Raw genomic sequence first — 19601 nt, forward strand, 5'->3', positions numbered from 1 at the left:
TACAACGATACTTCATGCCAATCAGACATTCCTGTCATTCCGTGCGTTGTTGTGACAGGAGCCGAACAGCCATTTGACGGCTTCCGGAAAACGCTTCGCAAACCTCTCAAGCCGATGTAAGCCTCCTTCATCAATGACAAACTTCAGTTCTTTTTCGAAGGCGGTGCTTTCGGTTAACAGGCTGAAGGCTTCCTTCGTCCTCGGTATCATCTCCTTCTGCAGATTATCCCTGTCTGCCCCTTCTGCGCTTCCGACATCCATATAAATGCGCAGATGCTCATTATCAAAGCGGTTATTCTTCATAAATTCGGTCATTCCTTCAAACCAGAAAGACCCTGACAAAGATCCGATTTTCCCAAAAGTCTCAGATGCTACATACGCCGTGTAAACCGAGATCAATCCGCCGAACGACTTTCCGATGATTCCTGTATGTTCACGGCTTGGATTCGTTCGGTAGCGCCCGTCGATATAAGGCTTGAGCCGATTGGCCAAAAAAGCGGCATATTCGCTCCCCTTCCCGCCGTACTCCCGTTTATTCGGAAGCAAATGCGAATTGGGAAAAGGCGTGTATTCGCTTTCCCTGTCTTTCGGAGCCACTCCGACCAGCAGCAATTCCGGCACTTCCTGATTCGAAAACAGCTTTTCGATTGAGCGCAAACTGCCGCTGTATGCCGGATCGAACAAATCACCCAAGTCGTGTACGTATAGGGCGGGATAACGGTTTTCACCGCTCCCGTATGAAGGAGGAAGATAGATCAAAAGCTCCCTCCCGAAGTATGTATCTTTTATCAATGTTCCGTCTATCATGTTCATCACTCCATTCTGCACAGGTATCATGCCTATCTTTCCTGCTGCCCGTTTGCTAAAATGAAAGCAGAAAAAATATCATGTGAAGAGGTTGCATTTGATGAAGATTTACGCCGTTTATATGGATCAGCTGCCGGAAGCCGGCCAATTTAACCGAATGATGGCCATGGTGTCTGAAGAAAAGCGCAAAAAAGTGGGCCGATACAGATATCCCGAGGATGCCAGCAGGACGCTGATCGGGGAAGTGCTGGCGAGGCACATCATCAGTGAAACGTTTCATTTGCCGAACGATCAGATCCGTTTTACGGAAGGAAGGTACGGCAAACCGGCTGCTGAAGGTCTGAACGACTTTCATTTCAACATTTCCCACTCCGGAAACTGGATCGTGTGCGGAGCCGGCACGCAGCCGATCGGAGTGGATGTCGAAAAAATCAAGCCGATCAATTTCGACATTGCCAAGCGGTTTTTTTCACCTTCCGAACACCATGATCTCATGGAAAAGGACGACTCAGAGCGCCTGTCGTATTTCTATCATTTGTGGACGATGAAAGAAAGCTTTATCAAACAGGCGGGAAAAGGCTTGTCTCTGCCGCTTGATTCCTTCTCCGTCAAACTGAACGAACAAGGACGCGCCTCGGTGGAAACCCCCCCGGGCTATCCGCCTTGCTATATCCAAGCCTATGAAATTGATCCAGGCTATAAAATGGCGGTGTGTTCCGCCGCGCCTGAATTTCCAGGCCGCATTGTGATGAAAAGCTGCGCTGAACTGTCAACGCTTTAAAAAGTTCCGTCCTAAAAATAAGCGGTTTCCACCGCTTGCCGCAATCGGTCGATGCCGCGGCGGATGTCGTCTTCCTTTACATTGGACGTATTGATTTTTAAAAGATTTCTTTTTGGAAAGGCCGACATATAATGAGCGTTTACCGGTTCGAGCAGGACGTTCCGTTTTTGTAAGCTTTTGATCAGACGGGATGCCGGGATCGTCCGGTTCAATTCGATATGGGTGTGGATGGCCGGATGTCCGGGAGGATGGAATTCAAGCACATCTCCTAGTGACGCGGCACATTCTTTTAGCAGATCATGCAGAAGGCATGATCTTTTTTGATAGGAAGAACGGATCTTTTGCTTATGCTTTTCAAACATCCCGCTCTTCAAATAGATCTCCAAAGCGGCCTGAGACAGCATGGAACTGTCAATGTCGAGCAACTGTTTGTACCGGTTGAACACATCTGTCAGAGAAGCGGGCAGCACAGCGGCTCCGACCCGCAGACCCGGAAAAATAATCTTTGAGAAACTTTTCAAATAAATCACGTGTGAAGAAACGTCATAATAATGTAACGGGTCAGCCTTTTTATGATTCTCCAAATCTCCTAAAAAATCATCCTCGGCGATATAGACGTCATACTTTTCCGCCAGCTTGACGATGGCCATTTTTTCCCGTTCCGTATAGGAAGTCCCGAGCGGGTTGTGGAATCTCGGCATCGTATAAAAGAATTTGATGTCTTCGGTTTGGAAGATGCGCTCCAGTTCGTCTATATCGATGCCTTCAGCGGTTCTCTCGATGCCGATTGCGGGGATGCCGTGAACTTCAAGGTATTGAATCAGTAAATGATAGCTTGGCTGTTCGATCAGAATTTTCCGCTTTCCGTTTGGAAAAGGCATTGAAGCGAGCAGAGCGAGGGCCTGCTGCACGCCTGATGTAATAAAAATGTGTTCTTCTTTCGCAAACACCTGGCCGTTGGCAAGCTCTTTTTGTATAGCTTCGATTAATGACGGAAGACCTTTCGGCGTCCCGTAGATAAACAGATCGTTTTTGTATGTGTCAATGGCTTTATTGATGCAATGCTGAAAATCGATGTATGGAAAGACATCAGGATCAGGAGCAGATGCTGAGAAATCGATCACAGTCTTTCCGGGATTTGGCCGCTGATTCGTTTTTTTCACGACGTAATAGCCGCTTTTCGGCACTGAGTAGATGAGGTGCTGTCTCTCCAGCTCGCTGAACGCCCTGATGACCGTGCTTTTGCTTACTTTGAAGCGTACGGACAGCTCGCGGATGGACGGCAGCCTGTCCCCTTCCTGAAAGGATTTGTCTTCGATCATATCCTCCAATTCGTTTATCAGCGCTACATATTTGTGCATGTTCGTCTCCTTCGCCAATCTGTAACGGTACAGATTCCGTTTTTTTGTATTGTATCAGATTTCGCTTCCGTATAAGATGACAGAAGCCGGTAAAATATCTGTATTGCATGCATACTTTAACGGAGATGATCGACTTTGAACAAATCTGCTTATACGGCAGCTTTGCTCTATGCTTTTATCATTGGGTTTTCCTTTTTCTTTGTCAAATTGGCTCTCACTGCAGCGAGTCCGGTCGACATTTTGGCCCATCGCTTTACGATCGCTTTTTTGGCCGCGCTCTTTCCCCTTCTGCTTGGATGGGTGAAGATCGGCATCAGCATGAAAGACGCGCTGAAGGTACTGCCTTTAGCTTTATTTTATCCTGTCATGTTTTTTGCTTTTCAAGTGTTCGGGCTCGTCTACACGTCTTCGTCTGAAGCCGGCATCATTCAAGCGGCGATCCCGATTTTTACGATGATATTCGCCGCTTATTTTTTAAATGAACGGTTTACGAAGCGGCAATTCTTTTTCACCGTCTTGTCAGCGGCGGGGGTGGCCTGCATCTTTATGATGAAAAGCGCAGGCACCGGAAGTTCCGATTTGAGAGGGGCGGCGCTGATTTTGCTTTCGGCGCTTTCATCGGCAGGCTACAGTGTACTCGCCAGAAAGATGACGCGCTCCTTCAGCTCACTTGAATTAACATATGTGACAACAGGTGCGGGATTTCTTTTTTTCAACGGCATCGCCGGGATCAGTCATATGGCAGACGGTACGCTGAGCGGGTTTTTTGCCCCCTTCATTAATCCGGTGTTTGTTCTTTCCGTTTTGTATTTAGGTGTGATGTCATCGTTTGCGACATCATTTTTATCAAATTATGCTCTCTCAAAAATAGAAGCTGCGAAAATCAGCATGTTTAATCATCTGGCGACACTGGTGACGATTTTGGCTGGGATCATATGGCTGGGGGAATCACTCGAGTGGTTTCACTTCGCCGGAACGGGGATGATCATTGCCGGACTGATCGGAGCGACGATGGTTAAGCCGGAAAGTCGGCTGAAAAAAGGCTGAAAAACGGAAAATCGGCTGTTTCAACACACCGATTTTCCGTTTTTCTTTATATTATCGGACCAGCCTCCTTGCGGCTGACCGCGGCAATCGTTTTGATCTTGGCGGCTACTTGTTCCGTTTTTGCTAAAAGATACATATGGCCGCCTTTGAAATAGTGGAAATCGATCGTACGCGCCCACTTTTTCCAGCCAAGCGCATCCTTCATGCATTTCTCATCGCGATCTCCGTTCAGGATATGAACAGGCGACATAAGCGGCGTATGATCCGTATGGTAGAACGTTTCAAGCGCTCTGTAGTCCGCTCTGAATGACGGCAGGAAAAAGTTCATGACTTCTCTGTTCTCTTCCAGTTGTTGGGGTATTCCGCCAAGCTGAACGAGATGGTCGAGAAATGCGTCATCATTTTTGTGGGACACTTTTTGCCGCTGAATATGAGGCGGCTGAATCGCTGAAATCACCGCGGCTGTCGGAAAGATTCCTTCTTGTTCAAGCTTTTGCGTCAACCTGTAAACAACCATTCCGCCCATGCTGTGACCGAACAGCACGAATTGAGCGGAGAGTCTCGGTTTGAGCGCCGCTATATACAGATCGACGAGTTCTTCAAAATTGTCGACAAACGCCATTCGATTTGTTCCGTGTCCAGGCGGTTCGATCGCCAGTACTTCAAAGTCTGCCTTTAAATGTTCATAAAGCGGTCTGAATGATGCCGAATATCCCCCGGCAAACGGGAAACAGATTAACTGCGTGCCGCCTGCCGGCGCTCCAAACTGCTTAATGATCTCGTTCATTCATCATGCACCCCCGATTACAGCGGCACGTTCGCCCAAAATCTGTCTGATCAGATCTGCATTGGTTTTGACAAAACCGTCCGCGAGCATTTCATCATGTCTTCCAGCACCTTGATATTCCTCATAAGAAGACGCCGTTCCTTCTTTCCACGACGAAAGCCATTCCGGGAGCGGTTTCGCCTGCTCTGATTTGATCAAGTGAATCTCGGAGCTGACCGTTCCTTGATGGACAAGATTGACAAAGTAAGAATAATAGGCTGTCATCTTTTTGGCGATGCCATCGGCGACCGCCTTGATTTTCATATATTCATTGTCCTTGTTGGCTTCCATCAGGGCAGCCGTATCGGCTTCAATTGACCGCCCTTCTAAATCGCTGACACCGTTCTTCATATATGAATCGATCATCAGCAGCTTTTCGACTTTCCGCCCGTTCTTTTCGAGCGTTTGCGCCACTTCAAAGGCGAGTCCGCAGCCGGCTGAATAGCCGATTAATGTCAGCGGCCCTTCTGGCTGAAGGCCGGAGATGGCTTCTGCGTAGCGCACGGCGCGGTCGTCGCTTTCGATAAAGTCAAACGCGTGAATCTTGTATTCCGGCATTTGTTCGGCCAGTTTGCCGTACACGATCCCATAGCCGAGGACAGGCGGGAAGGCGAACAAATGGCGGGTGCTTTCCTGATTGAAGACGGTTTTTTTCACGTCATTCGTATGTCCGCCCTGGTCAATATAAGTCGCGAGGCCCTCGATTGTGGGCTTTTCAAACAACACATTCACCGGAACATCGATGGCGAGATCTTTCAGCATCCGGGAGGTGACAGCCATGGCTTTCAATGAATGTCCGCCGATTTCAAAAAAGTTCTCATCTATTCCGATCTGCTGTCTGCCGAGAACCTCAGACCAAATGACCGCAAGCTTTTCTTCCGTCATATTGCGAGGTGCACGGTGTTCTGTTCGATTCGGCCGGCCATCTGCTTCAGGAAGAAGGCGGCGGTTGACTTTTCCGTTTGCGGTGAGCGGCAGCTCTTCAAGCATCATATATGCATCCGGCACCATGTAAGCCGGGAGATTCCGAGCCAATTGGCGGCGAACCTCCTCGTTCGAAACCGCAGCTCTCTGCTCTGGGACAACATAAGCGGTGAGCGCCGCATCCCCGTTCCCGCTTTTCTTGGCGATTACAACGGCTTCCTTTACGCCTTGACAGCGCATCAGCTCCTCTTCGATTTCACCGAGCTCAATTCGGTGGCCGCGGATTTTCACTTGATCATCGATCCGGCCGATGAAGTCGATATTGCCGTCCGGCAGCCAGCGGGCCAGATCCCCCGTCCTGTACATCGTTTCACCGCTGTTAAACGGATGCGGCGCGAATTTTTCCGCAGTCAGTTCCGGCCTGTTCAAATAGCCGCGCGATACCCCTGTACCGCTCAGACACAATTCACCCACCGCTCCAATCGGTTGAAGCCGGTTATTTTCCGTCAGAATGTATGCATTGGTTTCGTTTATCGGCTTGCCGATCGGAATGGAAACCGCGCTGTCCTCGATGCGGTTGACCGGATAGAACGTCGCGAAAACGGTCGTTTCCGTCGGCCCGTATACATGGATGATTCTGTCCGGTCCCATGGCGGCAAGTGCTTCCTTGACATGGCTGACAGATGAGCGCTCTCCGCCGAACAGAACTTTTCGAATCCCTTTCATCCACTCTGTTCCCGCATCGACCAGGAGGTTGAACAGCGCTGTTGTCACAAACATGACCGTGATGTTTTCCTTCTGAATCGTTTCTGTCAGCTTGCCGATATGGAGGATCGTCGCCTGATCGGCCACTACCAGCTTTGCTCCGCTTAAAAGCGCGCCGTACATATCAAATGTGAAGCCGTCAAACGCATAGTTTGAAAGGGACAGCAAGGTGTCTTTCTCGGAAAGACTGATATAGTTTGTCTCTTTTACAACTCTTGTAATATTGGCATGTGTCGTCAGATTGCCTTTCGGTTTTCCCGTTGTGCCTGACGTATACATGATATAAGCAAGGTCGTCCGGCCCGGCGGCAATTTCAAGGTTTCGCCCGCTTTCTGCAGACACTGCCGGATCGTCGATCAAAATCGTATTCTTAGAAAGCGACGCCGCCCGGCCGGCAAGCTCTTCTTGTGTCAGCATGCAAACAGCCCCGCTGTCCTCCAGCATATACTGTATGCGCGCTTCAGGATATTCCGGGTCAATCGGCAGATAGGCGCCCCCTGCTTTTAAGACGGCGAGTATCGCGATGACCATTTCCGGCGAACGGCGGAACAAAAGAGCGACAGGTTCGCCGCGGCCGACGTTGTTTTTGCGCAAAAGATGCGCGACCTTGTTCGCCCGTTCGTTCAATTCCCTATATGTCAGCGTCCGCCCGTCCGCTGATACCGCGGGCTGTTCCGGGAGCGCTTCAGCATATTGCTCAAACCATTGCGGGATCGTCAGCCCGGTTTGCTTCCGTTGGAGTTGACCGTTAAATTCATGGAGAAGGCGCTCTTTTTCCTTTGTGGATACGACACAAATGTCGTCAAGCGGCTGCTCCGGATTTCTGATGATCTCGCGAATAGCTGTCAATAGCTGTTCTTTTAACTGCAAGATGAAAGATGGTTCGAAGACATTCCGGTTGTATGCGAGTTTCAGCAGCATTTCTTCACCCGGTGAAGCAAGCAAATTCAGATCATAATTCGATTTTTCGAAAACGGTGATATCGTCCATTGTGAAGCCGAGATTTTTTTCTTCCTGCTGTTTGTTGGCTTCTTGCAGCGGATAATTTTCAAAAACGATAATATGGTCGATCAAGTTCGGCGCTGCGATATGACTTTGAATATCATAGAGCGGCACATATTGATGCGGCTCAGCTTCGAGCGCCTGCTTCTGCAATTCAGCGACCAGCTCCGTAAAGGTCGTCTGCACGCCAAAGGTTACCCGTTTCGGGACGACATTGATAAACAAACCGACCATGTGCTCGACACCTTGAATGTCAGCGGGGCGGCCTGACACAACTGTACCGAAGATCAGATCGCGGGATCGCTGATAGCGGCTGAGCAGCACCGACCACACCGCCTGAAGAGCCGTGCTTAACGTGGTATGATGTGCTTTTGCAAGCTGTGTGAACGCTTCTGTATCTTCTTTTGGAAGGGTAAACAGCAGTTCTTCCGGCTGATTGCCGGCTTGCTCCGGTTTTTTCCGCTGTTCGCTGAACGTCGTCTGCCCTTCGAATCCGGCTAAATGATGTTCCCAGTAGGCCAGCGATTTTTGTTTGTCCTGACTTTCGAGCCATTTAATATAGTCTTTGTAAGGTCTGACGCGCCCGAGGCTGTGTGGCCTGTTTTCGCGGAGCGCGTTGTACACTTCAAACAGTTCCTGTACGACAATCCCGAAGCACCATCCGTCCAGAAGAATATGATGATAGCTCCACACCCATTCGTAACGGTCTTGTCCCTTTTTAAAAACCGCGGTTCTCATCGGAATGTCTTTTGAGAGGTTAAACCCTTTTTCTTTATCTTTTCGTTTATAATCTTCGATTCTCTCATTTTGGTCTGCTTCAGAAAGTCCTGATAGATCAATTTCTTCTGCCTGAAACGACCTTTCCTTTAAAACGACTTGAACCGGACGTTTCATTTTTTCATGAACGAAAACGGTTCGGAATATATCATACCTGCCGATGATGACATTCATGCTTTTTTCCAATATATCTTTTTGAAAAGAGCCTTTCACCTGCATGCTGATTTGTTCAATATAAAAGCCTTGCCCCGGATGCAGCAGCGTATGAAACAGCATCCCTTCCTGCATCGGCGACAAATAGTATATGTCCTGGACATGTTCTTTTTTGAACTGGCTCAAGATCGTATCCCCCTTTCATAGGCTCGCCCGCTTAACAAGCGGGCAAGTCCTCGGTGTTTATTTCAAATTTTCTTCAAGAACGTCAAACAGGTCGCCCATTTCTTCCATCTCAAGATCGCCGGCAGAAAAATCACTCGGTGTAAATTCGCGCTCCTCTTTAGCTGTACAATGGTCGATCAATGCCGTTAGGGAAGCTTTGAATCTGTCCATCAGCCCTTGTACGGTCTGTCTGTCATATTCCTCTGTATTGAATGAACATGACAAGATGAATTTTTCCTTGCTGATGATGCCGCTGAAGCTCAGCGCATAGAGTGCTTCAGACCTTTCAGAAACCTGTCTGCCCATATCATAAGAAGAAGGTCCGAAGAAATCGGTCTGCACCTCCCTGTCGATCTGCCCGAGGTAGTTAAAGCTGATGTCAGGCTTGATCGAAAAATCGGCACCGGCTTTTTTCCGGTCTGTTAAGTAGCGAAGAATGCCGTAGCCGATTCCTTTGTCAGGAATGCGCCGAAGGGTTTCTTTGACGTTTTTAATGGTCTCAGGCAATTCTGCCGCTGCTTCGCTTTTTAAAATAACCGGATATTGCGCGGTAAACCATCCCGCCGTTCTCGAAATATTCATCCCTGGAATGATTTCCTCCCTGCCGTGTCCTTCCATATTGATGCAAATATTGGAGCCGTTCGTCCATTCTCTGATCGTCAGGCTGAGGGCGGAAAGCAGGATGTCGTTGATATCCGTTCCATACGGCTCATGCACTTTCGTCAGCAGCAGACGCGTCTCCGCTTCGCTTAATTCAAACGTAACAGCAGAAGTGTTTTCCGCTTTTCTTTCTGCGGCAGCCCGATCTTTCGGCAGCTCGCAAATATGCTCTTGTTCAAGTCTGCGCCAATAATCGGCCGTTTTAAGAAAGCGTTCGGTTTGCGCGTAAGCCTCAAGCTCTTTTGCCCAATCTTTAAACGAATTGGTTTTATCAGGGAAGACAATGTCATGCTGCTGTGCGGCTTGCGAGTAGCCTGATGCAAAGTCTTCCAGCAGAATCCGCCATGACACGCCGTCGATCACCAAATGGTGAATGACGATCAGCAAATGGTCGCCTTCTGCGGTTTGATACTGTTCTGCCTTTACAAGCGGCCCGTTTTCAAGATCAAGGCTTGCCTGGAGACGGTTTGCCTGGGCAGTGATTTCCGTTTCAATGTCGGTGACATATCGAAGGTCAACCACTCGAAAGGCGAACGAACGGTCACCCGGCCCTCGGTTATATTGAATGAGGCGGCCGTTTTTCTTTTGATACACCATGCGCAAGGCATCATGATGCTCTGTCAATGCCGCCAATGTCTGTTCGACAAGCTCCGGGTCAAATCCTGAAGGCGCATGAAGCATAACCGACTGATTCCAGTGATGCTCGTTCGTAAATTTGCGTTCAAAGAACCAGCGCTGAATCGGCGTCAATGTGACTTCCCCTTCGACAGGTCCTTGATCGATCGGTTTAGCATCAGCCCATTCAATATACGAACTTATCTCTCCGATCGTCGGATGCTGAAACAAGTCTTTCATCTCCAGCTTCCACCCGTGCTGCTGAAGGCGGCTTGCCATTTGAATTCCTTTGATCGAATCTCCGCCGAGCGCGAAGAAATTGTCTGTGATCCCGATTCGGTCCAGACCGAGAACCTCCTGCCAAATGTCGGCCAACAGCTGTTCCGTTTCCGTGCGCGGCGCTTTGTATTCGGCTGTCTGCGCTTCGACGTCAGGCTGATGCAGCGCCCTTCGGTCGACTTTTCCGTTCGCCGTAACCGGAAGCTCATCAAGCTGCACCCAGAATGCCGGTACCATATAGTCCGGGAGCGTCTGTGCCAGCTTGCGGGCGAGGCTTTCTGTATCAAGCTGTTGATTCGCAACGACATAGCCGCACAGCGCTTTGTTGCCGCAGGCGTCTTCGATGTCGGTGACGACGGCTTCCTGCACTTCAGAGAGGCGCGCGAGCTGGACTTCGATTTCAGAAAGCTCGATCCGGAAGCCGCGGATTTTCACCTGCTGGTCGATCCGGCCGATGTACTCAAGCCGCCCGTCTTCCAGCCATTTGACCGCATCCCCCGTCCGGTACATGCGCTCGCCCGGCACAAACGGGTCTTCCGTAAAACGCTTCGTCGTTTCCTCCGGCTTGTTCAAATAGCCGCGCGCAAGCCCGCGGCCGGCGATACACAGTTCGCCCGCGACGCCGACAGGCTGAACTTCGTTGTTTTGTCCAAGCACATACGCCCGCGTATTGGCGATCGGCTTTCCGATTGAAAGCATTCCTTCATCAGGATCGATCGCCGCGCTCGTTGCGACGACTGTGTTTTCCGTTGGCCCGTAGTTGTTGACGAGCGTGTAGGAGCGTTTTGCGATCCGTTTCAGCTTGTCTCCGCCCGTAAGCAGCACGCGCAGCGACTGGTTATCGAGCTCCATGAACTGTTCGCACAGCTGTGTCGGCAGGAACGTGATCGTAATCTTGTTCTCTTCGAAGTATTCGTTCAAGCGCGTAATATCCATCCGGATCGCTTCATCGATGATGTGAAGCTCTGCTCCAGCGATCCAGTACGGGAACATCTCCCAGACGGAAGCGTCAAAGCCGAAGCCGGCGTATTTCGCGCTTTTGTCCTCTTCAGTGACCGCAAATGCATCATGATGCCAATAACACAAGTTCACGAGCGACTGATGTTCGACCATGACGCCTTTCGGCTGGCCGGTCGTGCCCGAGGTGTAGATTAAGTAGGCCAGGTGGTTTGGCTGTGTGCCTGCCTGCAGGTTCACTTCATCATCTTTTGTGATTTCTTCGCTCAGCATCGAATCGAGAAAAAGTGTTTCACCGCTGAATTCTTCAGGTGCGGCTAAGTTTGTTTGCGTCAAAAGCAGCTCTGCGCCGCTGTCTTTCAGCACGTATCCGATCCGCTCGGCCGGATAGCTAGGATCGATCGGCACATAGGCCGCTCCCGCTTTTAAAATTGCGAGCACGCCAGCGGCCATTTCAATCGAAGGCTTGACCATGATCCCGACCCGCTGTTCAGGACGGGCCCCTTTTTCGATCAGCAGCCGGGCCAGACGGTTCGCACGCGCGTTCAGCTCTTTGTACGTCCACGCCACGCCGTTGTAAACCGCTGCCCCGCGGTCTGGCGTGTGGAGGACTTGTGCTTCGAACAGCTCATGGACTGTTTTGTCCTGCGGCACAGCCAGTCTCGTCTCATTCCATTTTTGGACGATCCGCCGTTTTTCCGCTTCATCCAGAAGCGAAAGCTCTGAAAGGCGGGCATCCGGATTTTCGGCAACCGCTTCGAGCAGATTAAGCAAATATCCGCTCCAGCGCTCGATCGATTCATGCTTAAAGAGAGCTGTATTGTATTCCATTTCAAAAACGAGAAGTCCGTCCTCTTCCGCCGCTGTCAGCGTCAGATCAAACTTCGCGGTCTGATGGGCAAAATCATACGGCTTGAGTGTGATCCCTTCCATTGACAAGTCTTTCAAATCGGCATTTCGCATTGAAAAGACGGCATCAAATAACGGGTTTCGGCTCATGTCGCGCTGGATGTTCAGCTTCTCAATGAGTTCTTCAAACGGGTAATCTTGATGCTCAAACGCGCCGAGCGTCGTTTCTTTCACTTCCTCAAGGAACGCAGAAAACGGCTTGTCTCCTTCAGGACGCGTTCTTATCGCAAGCGTATTGACAAACATGCCGATGATACGGCTCAAATCAGCATGCGGCCGCCCGGCAGCCGGAGAGCCGACAATGACCTCGCTCTGTCCGCTCAGTTTCGATAAAAGCGCACTGTATGAGGCAGCGAGCACCATGTATAAAGTGCTTTCCGTTTCCTTGGCCAGTTTTCTCAGCTGCTGGACAAGCTCCGGTTTCAGCGCAAAGCTGAGACGGCTTCCTTCAAACGTTTGAACAGAAGGACGCGGATAATCTGTCGGAAGCGTCAAAACAGGCAGTTCGCCGTCCAGCTCTTTGAGCCAGTATTCCTCCTGCATTTTGTGCCGTTCTGTCAGCAGGTGCTGCTGCCATACAGAAAAGTCTTTATACTGAATCCTCAGCGGTTCAAGCGCCTCTCCCGCATAAAGCCTTGTCATCTCGTCGATTAGGACGCTGACGGAAGCGCCGTCTGAAATGATATGATGCATATCCACAAGCAAAAGATGTTTTTCTCCTGTGACACGTATAATGCTCATTCTAAATAACGGAGCCTTTGTTAAATCAAACGGCCTGATGAACTCTTCAATCAGCTTTTCCGCTTCTTGCTCATCTGCATCGATGACATCAATGGTCAATTCCGCAGCATCCGAAATCCGCTGAACAGGTTCGCCGTCCCTGATTTCAAACGTGGTGCGGAATGCTTCATGGCGCTTGATCAGCATTTGCGCGGCAGACTCGAGGCGCTTCAGGTCAAGCTTCCCTTCAAGCTGGAGAACGGCCGGCATGTGATAGCTTTTCTCTGCGCCTTCAATCTGCTGAAGGACGTACAGCCGTTTTTGCGCCGAAGATACCGGGTACGTTTCCCGGTCCGGCACCGCTTCAATATAAACGGCTGATTTTTTCTCAGCTTTTGCCGCAGCCTGCGCCAGTGTTTCGATTGTCGGCGCCTGGAACAAATCTTTCAGCTGCAGATCAACATTCATCTCTTGCTGGATGCGGGCAATGAGCGTCATCCCGATTAAAGAGTGTCCGCCAAGTTCAAAGAAATTGTCATGCACACCGATTTTCGGTACATTGAGCACTTCCTGCCAAAGATCGGCAAGCTGTGCTTCTGTTCGGCTCCTTGGCGCCGTATATTCCTTTTGCGCTGCCTGCGCGACATCCGGCTCAGGCAGCGCCCTTCTGTCGACCTTTCCATTGCCTGTGAGCGGAAGCTCCTGCAGCTGCATAAACACGGACGGAATCATGTAGCCCGGCAGACCTTCTGCCGCATGTCGGCGAAGCTCTTCACTCGAAAGCTCCTGATCGGCCGTAAAGTAAGCACAGATCATTTGATCTCCCACCCCGGTGTCAACAGCAAGAACAGCGGCTTCCTGAATCATGTCATGCGTCAGGAGATGGTGCTCGATTTCACCGAGCTCGATCCTCTGTCCGCGAATTTTGACCTGATGATCAATCCGGCCGATAAATTCAAGGCATCCATCGGCAAGCCATCTCGCCATATCACCCGTCCGGTAAATCTTCTCACCGGTTTTGAACGGATGTTCCGTAAACTTTTCAGCCGTAAGTTCCGGGCGGTTAAAATAACCGCGGACGAGGCCGCCTCCGCCGACGCATAATTCTCCCGCAACCCCTGTCGGCTGTACATTGCCGAATGAATCAAGAATCAGAACCTCCGTATTGCTGACTGGCTTCCCGATTGGTATAGCCTGCGCGTCGTCCGGTACTTCGTTGACTGGGTGATAGGTTGTAAAAACAGTGCTCTCAGACGGGCCGTACATATGAAGCAGCCGTCCTTTGCCAACTGTGTTCAGAGCTCTTCTGACATGATCGACAGACGCACGTTCGCCGCCGAACAGAACCCTGCGGAGTCCCTTCAAACTGTCCGGCCGCATGTCTGTCAACAGATTGAATAATGCGGTCGTGATCATTAAGACGGTAACCTTTTCTTTTTCCAGTACATGTGCGAGCCGGCTCATATCAAGAATCGTGTCTTTTGGAGCTATCACCAGCTTGGCGCCGTTCAGCAATGAACCGAACACATCAAACATAAAGGCGTCAAACACATAATTTGAAATCGAAAGAACGATATCGGATGTCATCACATCCAAGTAATTCGTGTTTTTTACCGTACGCAATATATTCCGGTGAGAGACCATATTGCCTTTAGGCGTCCCTGTCGTTCCGGATGTATACGTTAGATTTGCCATTGCTTCCGGTGAAATCCGAAGCCGCAAATCAGACGCATCTCCCAGATAAAGGTGTTCATCCTCAAGAAATAGGATGTCGCCGCTAAATTCGGCCGCCTCAGCGAGCGGCTTCATCACCTTTTGCGTTAAAAGAACCGCCGCTCCGCTGTCCTTGAAGAAATGTTGCATGCGTTTTTCCGGATGATCCGGATCGATCGGCACATAAGCCCCGCCGGCTTTCAGCACAGCGAGAATGCCGATAACCATTTCAGCCGACCTGGCGGTAAGAATGGCTGCTGTCGTGCCGGCCTGCACACCTCTTTCGCGGAGGCACCTCGCCAATTGGTTCGCTTTCCGATTGAGCTCACCGTAGGACCATACTTTGTCTTCAAATTGCAGGGCGGGATGTCCGCCTCTTTCTGCCGCCTGTTCCTCAAATAGCTGAACGATCGTTTTCTCCCGCGGATAATCGCTTGCCGCGGGGTTGAACTCGACGAGCTGACGATTCGTTTCCTCTTCTGTCAAAAGGCTGTACTCGCCGATCCTGCGGAGCGGATCAGCCGTCATGCCGTCCAGAAGGTGCAAATACGCTTTCAGCATCCTTTCAGCCGTATCTTTTTTAAACAGCTTCGTACTGTAATCCAAATCAAGAATCAATTGTCCCTGCTCTTCTTTTGCCTGCAGCGTCAGGTCGAACTTTGCAATATTGAAGTTCGTTTCATAAATCGAGAGGTGCAAATCGCCGAGCATCGGAATGTCTTCCCATGCATTTTGCAAAATAAACATCGTGTCAAAGACGGGATGACGGCTTAAATCGCGCGATGCACCAACCTTTTCCGCTAGCCGCTCAAACGGATAATCCTGATGCTCAAAAGCGTCGATTACCGTTTTCTTTACATCGTGCAGGAAGTCTCTTAACGTTCTGCCCGGCTCCACTTTTGAACGGATCGCCAGCGTATTGACAAACATGCCGATGATCCCTTCCAGATCGGAATGTCTGCGGCCGGCCGCCGGCGTCCCGACGATCACATCTTCCTGCCCGGAGTACTTTGCTAGCAGCATGTTGTATGCGGCCAGCATGACCATGTACAATGTCGCGCCGTTTTGTTCTGCCAGCACGGCTAATTTTTCTTTCATGTCTTTTGGCAGGACTGCGGATACCCTGTCTCCTTCAAAGCTTTGAACAGACGGCCTCGGCTCATCCGTTATCAGCTGCAGTACGGGAAGCTCGCCGGCAAACACGCTTTGCCAATAAGCTTCTTCTTTTTGAAAACCTTCTTGTGCCTGTGTCCTTTGCCAGAAGGCATAATCTTTGTAATGCAAATTCGGCTCCGGCAGTTCTTCCCCTTTATACAGCGCCGCCAGCTCATTCAATATGATCGAAATCGACACGCCGTCAGACACAAGATGATGCATATCGAACAACAACAAATGTCTGCCGTCTGCGAGACGGACGAGACCGGCTCTCATCAGCGGAGCTTTGGCGAGATCAAAGCGGCGGACAAAAGATTTTGCCATTTGTTCGATCGGCTTCCCATCTGCTTCAACCTTCTCAATCTTGAATTGAACCCTTTGATGAATGTTCTGTCTCGGCTCGCCATCGACAACTGTAAACGAAGTCCGCAGCGCCTCATGCCTATCAATCAGTTTTTGAAAAGCAGCTTCAAGGCGCTGAACATCGAGGGTGCCCTCAAGCATCGCCGCGGCCGGCATATTATAGCCGACTCCGGCATCCTCCAGCTGGCTGACGATATAGATTCGCTGCTGCGCCAATGAGAGAGGATAATCGTCACTTTCCGGCGCCGGTTCAATTACCGTGTATCCGTCTTTCTCCGCTTCAGAAACAAAGCCGCTTAACGCCGCCACTGTCGGTTTTTCAAATAGGACTTGCAACGGAACCTCGACACCGAAAGATTTGTGAATTTTTGCCAGAATGGCCATCGCTTTGAGAGAATGGCCGCCCAGTTCAAAAAACTGGTCGTTGATTCCGACTTGTTCAGCTCCGAGCACTTCCTGCCATATACCCACCATTTTTTCTTCACATTCATTTCTCGGCGCCGCATACTCTGCAGTCCCGCTGACAGAGACTTCATGGCGAAGCAGCGCTTTCCGGTCGACTTTGCCGCTTCCCGTCAGCGGTATTTCATCAAGCTCGACAAAGCGGGAAGGTATCATATAGTCAGGCAGATGCTTGGATAAATACTCCCTCAGCCTCTGAATATGAATCTCTCCGCCTTGTTTCGGAACGACATAAGCGCAAACCTCAAGGCTGCCGCCTGTTTCAGGCCGCGCGAGGACAACTGCTCTTCCGACAGCAGGGGATCCTTGCAGCACCGACTCTATCTCGCCAAGCTCGATCCGGTAGCCGCGGATTTTCACTTGATCGTCTTTTCGGCCGATAAAATCAACCGTACCGTCAGGAAGCCAACGTACAGCATCCCCTGTTCGATACATGAAACCTCCGGGGACAAACGGGTCTTCCAAGAACTTGTCTCTGGTCATGTCAGGCAAGTTCAAGTAGCCTCGGCCGACCCCGTCTCCTGCAATATACAATTCCCCTTCGACCCCATCAGGAAGGAGTGCACCGTTTTCATCCAAAATATAAAAACGGTTGTTTCCAATCGGCCGGCCGATCGGGACATAGGCCGTATCGCCTTGAAGGTCTGCGCGGTTTGTAACCGTAAAAGAAGAAGCATCCACACAAGTTTCAGTCGGGCCGTAAACATTCGTAACAGCAGGCACGGATTCAGCTGTTTCTGCAAATAATTGAAGCAGCCTTTCCGTTGCGACCCTTGATAAAGCCTCTCCTCCAACAAGCATATGCCTCAGTTTGACGCCTGTAAGATCATCGGCCGCAGACAAAAGCTGCAAATGAGCCGGCGTACCGTCTGTCACATCGATTTGATGACGGCGGTAATAATCCGATAAAGCGCGTCCGTCGGAAACCGTCTTTTTCGGCACGATGTACAACGTCTGGCCGAGCAATAGAGACGTAAAAATCTGCTGAACGGAAGCATCAAAATGAAACGGAGCCAGAAGGGCCAGTTTCAAATCATCCTGATCATATGTACCAACGGCCTGCTGAAGCCCTCTTACAAGGTGGTGAACCTGCCTGTGTTCAATCATGACGCCTTTTGGACGGCCCGTTGTCCCGGAAGTATAAATGATATATGCAAGGTGCCCGGCGCCTGCCTCTGAAGACGGATGACCGTTTTCCCGCGATTCAGAAAGCGCTTCGCTGAACCGCACCGTTTCGGCCGTTTCAAAAGTCAGCCCGCTGTCTGTGATAACCGCTTTGACCTTTGAATCCTCCAGCATGAAGCGAATTCTTTCTTCCGGAAATCCGGGATCGATCGGTACATAAGCTCCGCCGGCTTTCAAAACGCCCAGCATCGCCGTGATAACCCGCTCTGACCGCTCCATCACTATCGCAGCCGGAGCGTCAGGCCCGATGTCTCTTCTCCGTAGCGCCATTGCCAGACGGTTTGATTGTTCATTCAGCTCGCGGTACGAAAGTTTTTGTCCTTCATATACAACCGCGGTTTTTCCGGGATGATCGGCTGCTTTTTGTTCGAATAAACCGTGCAGGGTCATGTTCTTGTCATATGCGATGGTTTGGCTTGATGCACGCTTTAACAGCCGCTCTTTTTCAAAAGCGGGAACAAGCTCCAGTTCCGCAATTGTTTTTTGCGGAAACAACAGGGCATCTTCAAGCAGCGTCATCAGCCGTTCATATAAAACGGCCATTTCTTCACAGGTGAAAAGCTCCTCCCTGTAATCAAAATCAATCGCAAGCGCCCCGGTGTCCCATCTCTCTTTCACGTGAATAGAAATATCGTTGATTTCACTACCGCTGAAAATCGGCTCGGTAAGAAATGACAACGTTTCTTTCCGCTGCCATTGCATAACTTGATATTCCAGTGAGACGGAGAACAATTTGCTGACATGCGGCTGTCTTTCCCGCAAATCATTAATCAGCAGATTGTACGGATACTTTTGATGCCGAATGATCTTCAGCTGATCTTTCATTCTTTCCTGCACAAATGCACTAAAGTCTCGGTGTACATCAATGGAGGCTTTCATCGGAATCGTCGACACAAACATCCCGAGCATCTGTTTTTCTTTTGCATTTGTCCGGTTACCCATAAATGTGCCGAGAACGACGTCTTTTTGTCCGGTTACCCGATGCATATAGATGTGCAAAATCGATAAGAACAGGGAGAGGACACTTATGTTGTGTTCCTTACAATACGTTTGAATTTTTTTATACAGGGCGGGGGAAACCTCTTTTGAAAAGCGGGCTGCATCCAATTGGATCTGATACGTATCACTCGACTTTAACGATACGGGCTCCGGGATCACTTCATATTGTGCGTTCCAATATGCTTTATCCTTCTGGAACCGCTTCGAATTTTCATACTCCAACTCACTCTGAATATGTTCCGTAAACGATGACTGAACAGGTTCGAGGCCGGTTTCCCCTTTGGCAAGCTTCAAATAAATGTCTGTAATGCGGTTACCCAGAATCGTCATGGAAATACCGTCGGAAATGATATGATGAACTTTTGCAAAAAACCAGCTTTCTTCTTCACTGATGCGAACGACGGCAAATTTAAACAGCGGACTTTCATACAAAGGCAGGGGCCGGCGCGCTTCAGCTTGTCCCCATTTAAGAACGCCGTCTGCTCCTCCGCTTTCTGAAGCGTCAAAATATTCAATCTGGAAAGGTTCGTCTTCCGCTATATATTGCTTCGGCTCATCTTCTCCTTCAAACATCAGCCTGAATCGCATGGTTTCATTCGTACGAACAAACTGGCGAATGGCTTCAGTCAATAACCCGGAATCGATTCCCGAGGCAGATTTTAATTTTCCAAAGCCGCTCAAATTTGAAACACTTGTGCCGGGATAGAACTTTTCCGTGTACCAAATTCTCCTTTGAGCATGTGTCAGCGGGTAAAATGTGTTTCCCATTCTTTATTCCTCCTTTATCTCTTGCTATGTATGACGATGCGAACAGCCAAGCCGCAATGCAATGTTGCGGTATTGCGATGAGCGAAAAACACTGTCACAGATTTGTCATTTCCAATAAAACATTATATTGGAAATAAAAAGAAAAGAG

General features: G+C 49.9%; 7 protein-coding genes. 2 read left to right on the forward strand and 5 right to left on the reverse strand.

What is annotated here, in order from left to right; all coding sequences use genetic code 11:
• Window positions 1–21: 21 nt before the first annotated feature.
• Window positions 22–837 carry an alpha/beta hydrolase gene (locus tag QMZ64_RS09155; protein WP_326140205.1) on the reverse strand — a complete coding sequence of 272 codons (816 nt, stop codon included), beginning with the start codon at window positions 835–837 and terminating at the stop codon, window positions 22–24.
• Window positions 838–907: 70 nt separating this feature from the next.
• On the opposite strand from QMZ64_RS09155, the gene QMZ64_RS09160 reads away from it, so the two are divergent.
• Window positions 908–1588, forward strand: a complete 681-nt coding sequence (locus QMZ64_RS09160; protein WP_265624881.1) for a 4'-phosphopantetheinyl transferase family protein — start codon at window positions 908–910, stop codon at window positions 1586–1588.
• 11 nt (window positions 1589–1599) lie between these two features.
• Here the strand turns inward: QMZ64_RS09160 and QMZ64_RS09165 are convergent, their stop codons facing one another.
• Entirely contained in the window at window positions 1600–2949 is a 1350-nt protein-coding gene (locus QMZ64_RS09165; protein WP_265624882.1) for an aminotransferase-like domain-containing protein, read from the reverse strand.
• 135 nt (window positions 2950–3084) lie between these two features.
• On the opposite strand from QMZ64_RS09165, the gene QMZ64_RS09170 reads away from it, so the two are divergent.
• Window positions 3085–3996, forward strand: a complete 912-nt coding sequence (locus QMZ64_RS09170; protein WP_265624883.1) for a DMT family transporter — start codon at window positions 3085–3087, stop codon at window positions 3994–3996.
• 46 nt (window positions 3997–4042) lie between these two features.
• Here the strand turns inward: QMZ64_RS09170 and licTE are convergent, their stop codons facing one another.
• From licTE to licA, 3 genes are read right to left on the reverse strand one after another with little or no spacing between them, the layout of a single operon-like run.
• On the reverse strand, window positions 4043–4783 hold the full coding sequence (gene licTE / locus QMZ64_RS09175) for a lichenysin biosynthesis thioesterase LicTE (protein ID WP_265624884.1): 741 nt from the start codon (window positions 4781–4783) through the stop codon (window positions 4043–4045).
• A 3-nt stretch (window positions 4784–4786) separates the two neighbouring features.
• Window positions 4787–8629, reverse strand: coding sequence for a lichenysin non-ribosomal peptide synthetase LicC (gene licC, locus QMZ64_RS09180; RefSeq protein WP_265624885.1), 3843 nt, complete (start codon window positions 8627–8629; stop codon window positions 4787–4789).
• Window positions 8630–8686: 57 nt separating this feature from the next.
• Window positions 8687–19453 carry a lichenysin non-ribosomal peptide synthetase LicA gene (gene licA / locus QMZ64_RS09185; protein ID WP_301441267.1) on the reverse strand — a complete coding sequence of 3589 codons (10767 nt, stop codon included), beginning with the start codon at window positions 19451–19453 and terminating at the stop codon, window positions 8687–8689.
• Window positions 19454–19601 lie beyond the last annotated feature (148 nt).

Source organism: Bacillus sp. LB7, from assembly GCF_030449715.1.
GTDB lineage: Bacteria > Bacillota > Bacilli > Bacillales > Bacillaceae > Bacillus > Bacillus paralicheniformis.

Excerpts from the sequence above, each read along its gene's own strand:
- QMZ64_RS09155 (WP_326140205.1), bottom strand. The coding sequence starts at position 837 with ATGATACCTGTGCAGAATGGAGTGATGAACATGATAGACGGAACATTG.
- QMZ64_RS09160 (WP_265624881.1), top strand. The coding sequence starts at position 908 with ATGAAGATTTACGCCGTTTATATGGATCAGCTGCCGGAAGCCGGCCAA.
- QMZ64_RS09165 (WP_265624882.1), bottom strand. The coding sequence starts at position 2,949 with ATGCACAAATATGTAGCGCTGATAAACGAATTGGAGGATATGATCGAA.
- licTE (WP_265624884.1), bottom strand. The coding sequence starts at position 4,783 with ATGAACGAGATCATTAAGCAGTTTGGAGCGCCGGCAGGCGGCACGCAG.
- licA (WP_301441267.1), bottom strand. The coding sequence starts at position 19,453 with ATGGGAAACACATTTTACCCGCTGACACATGCTCAAAGGAGAATTTGG.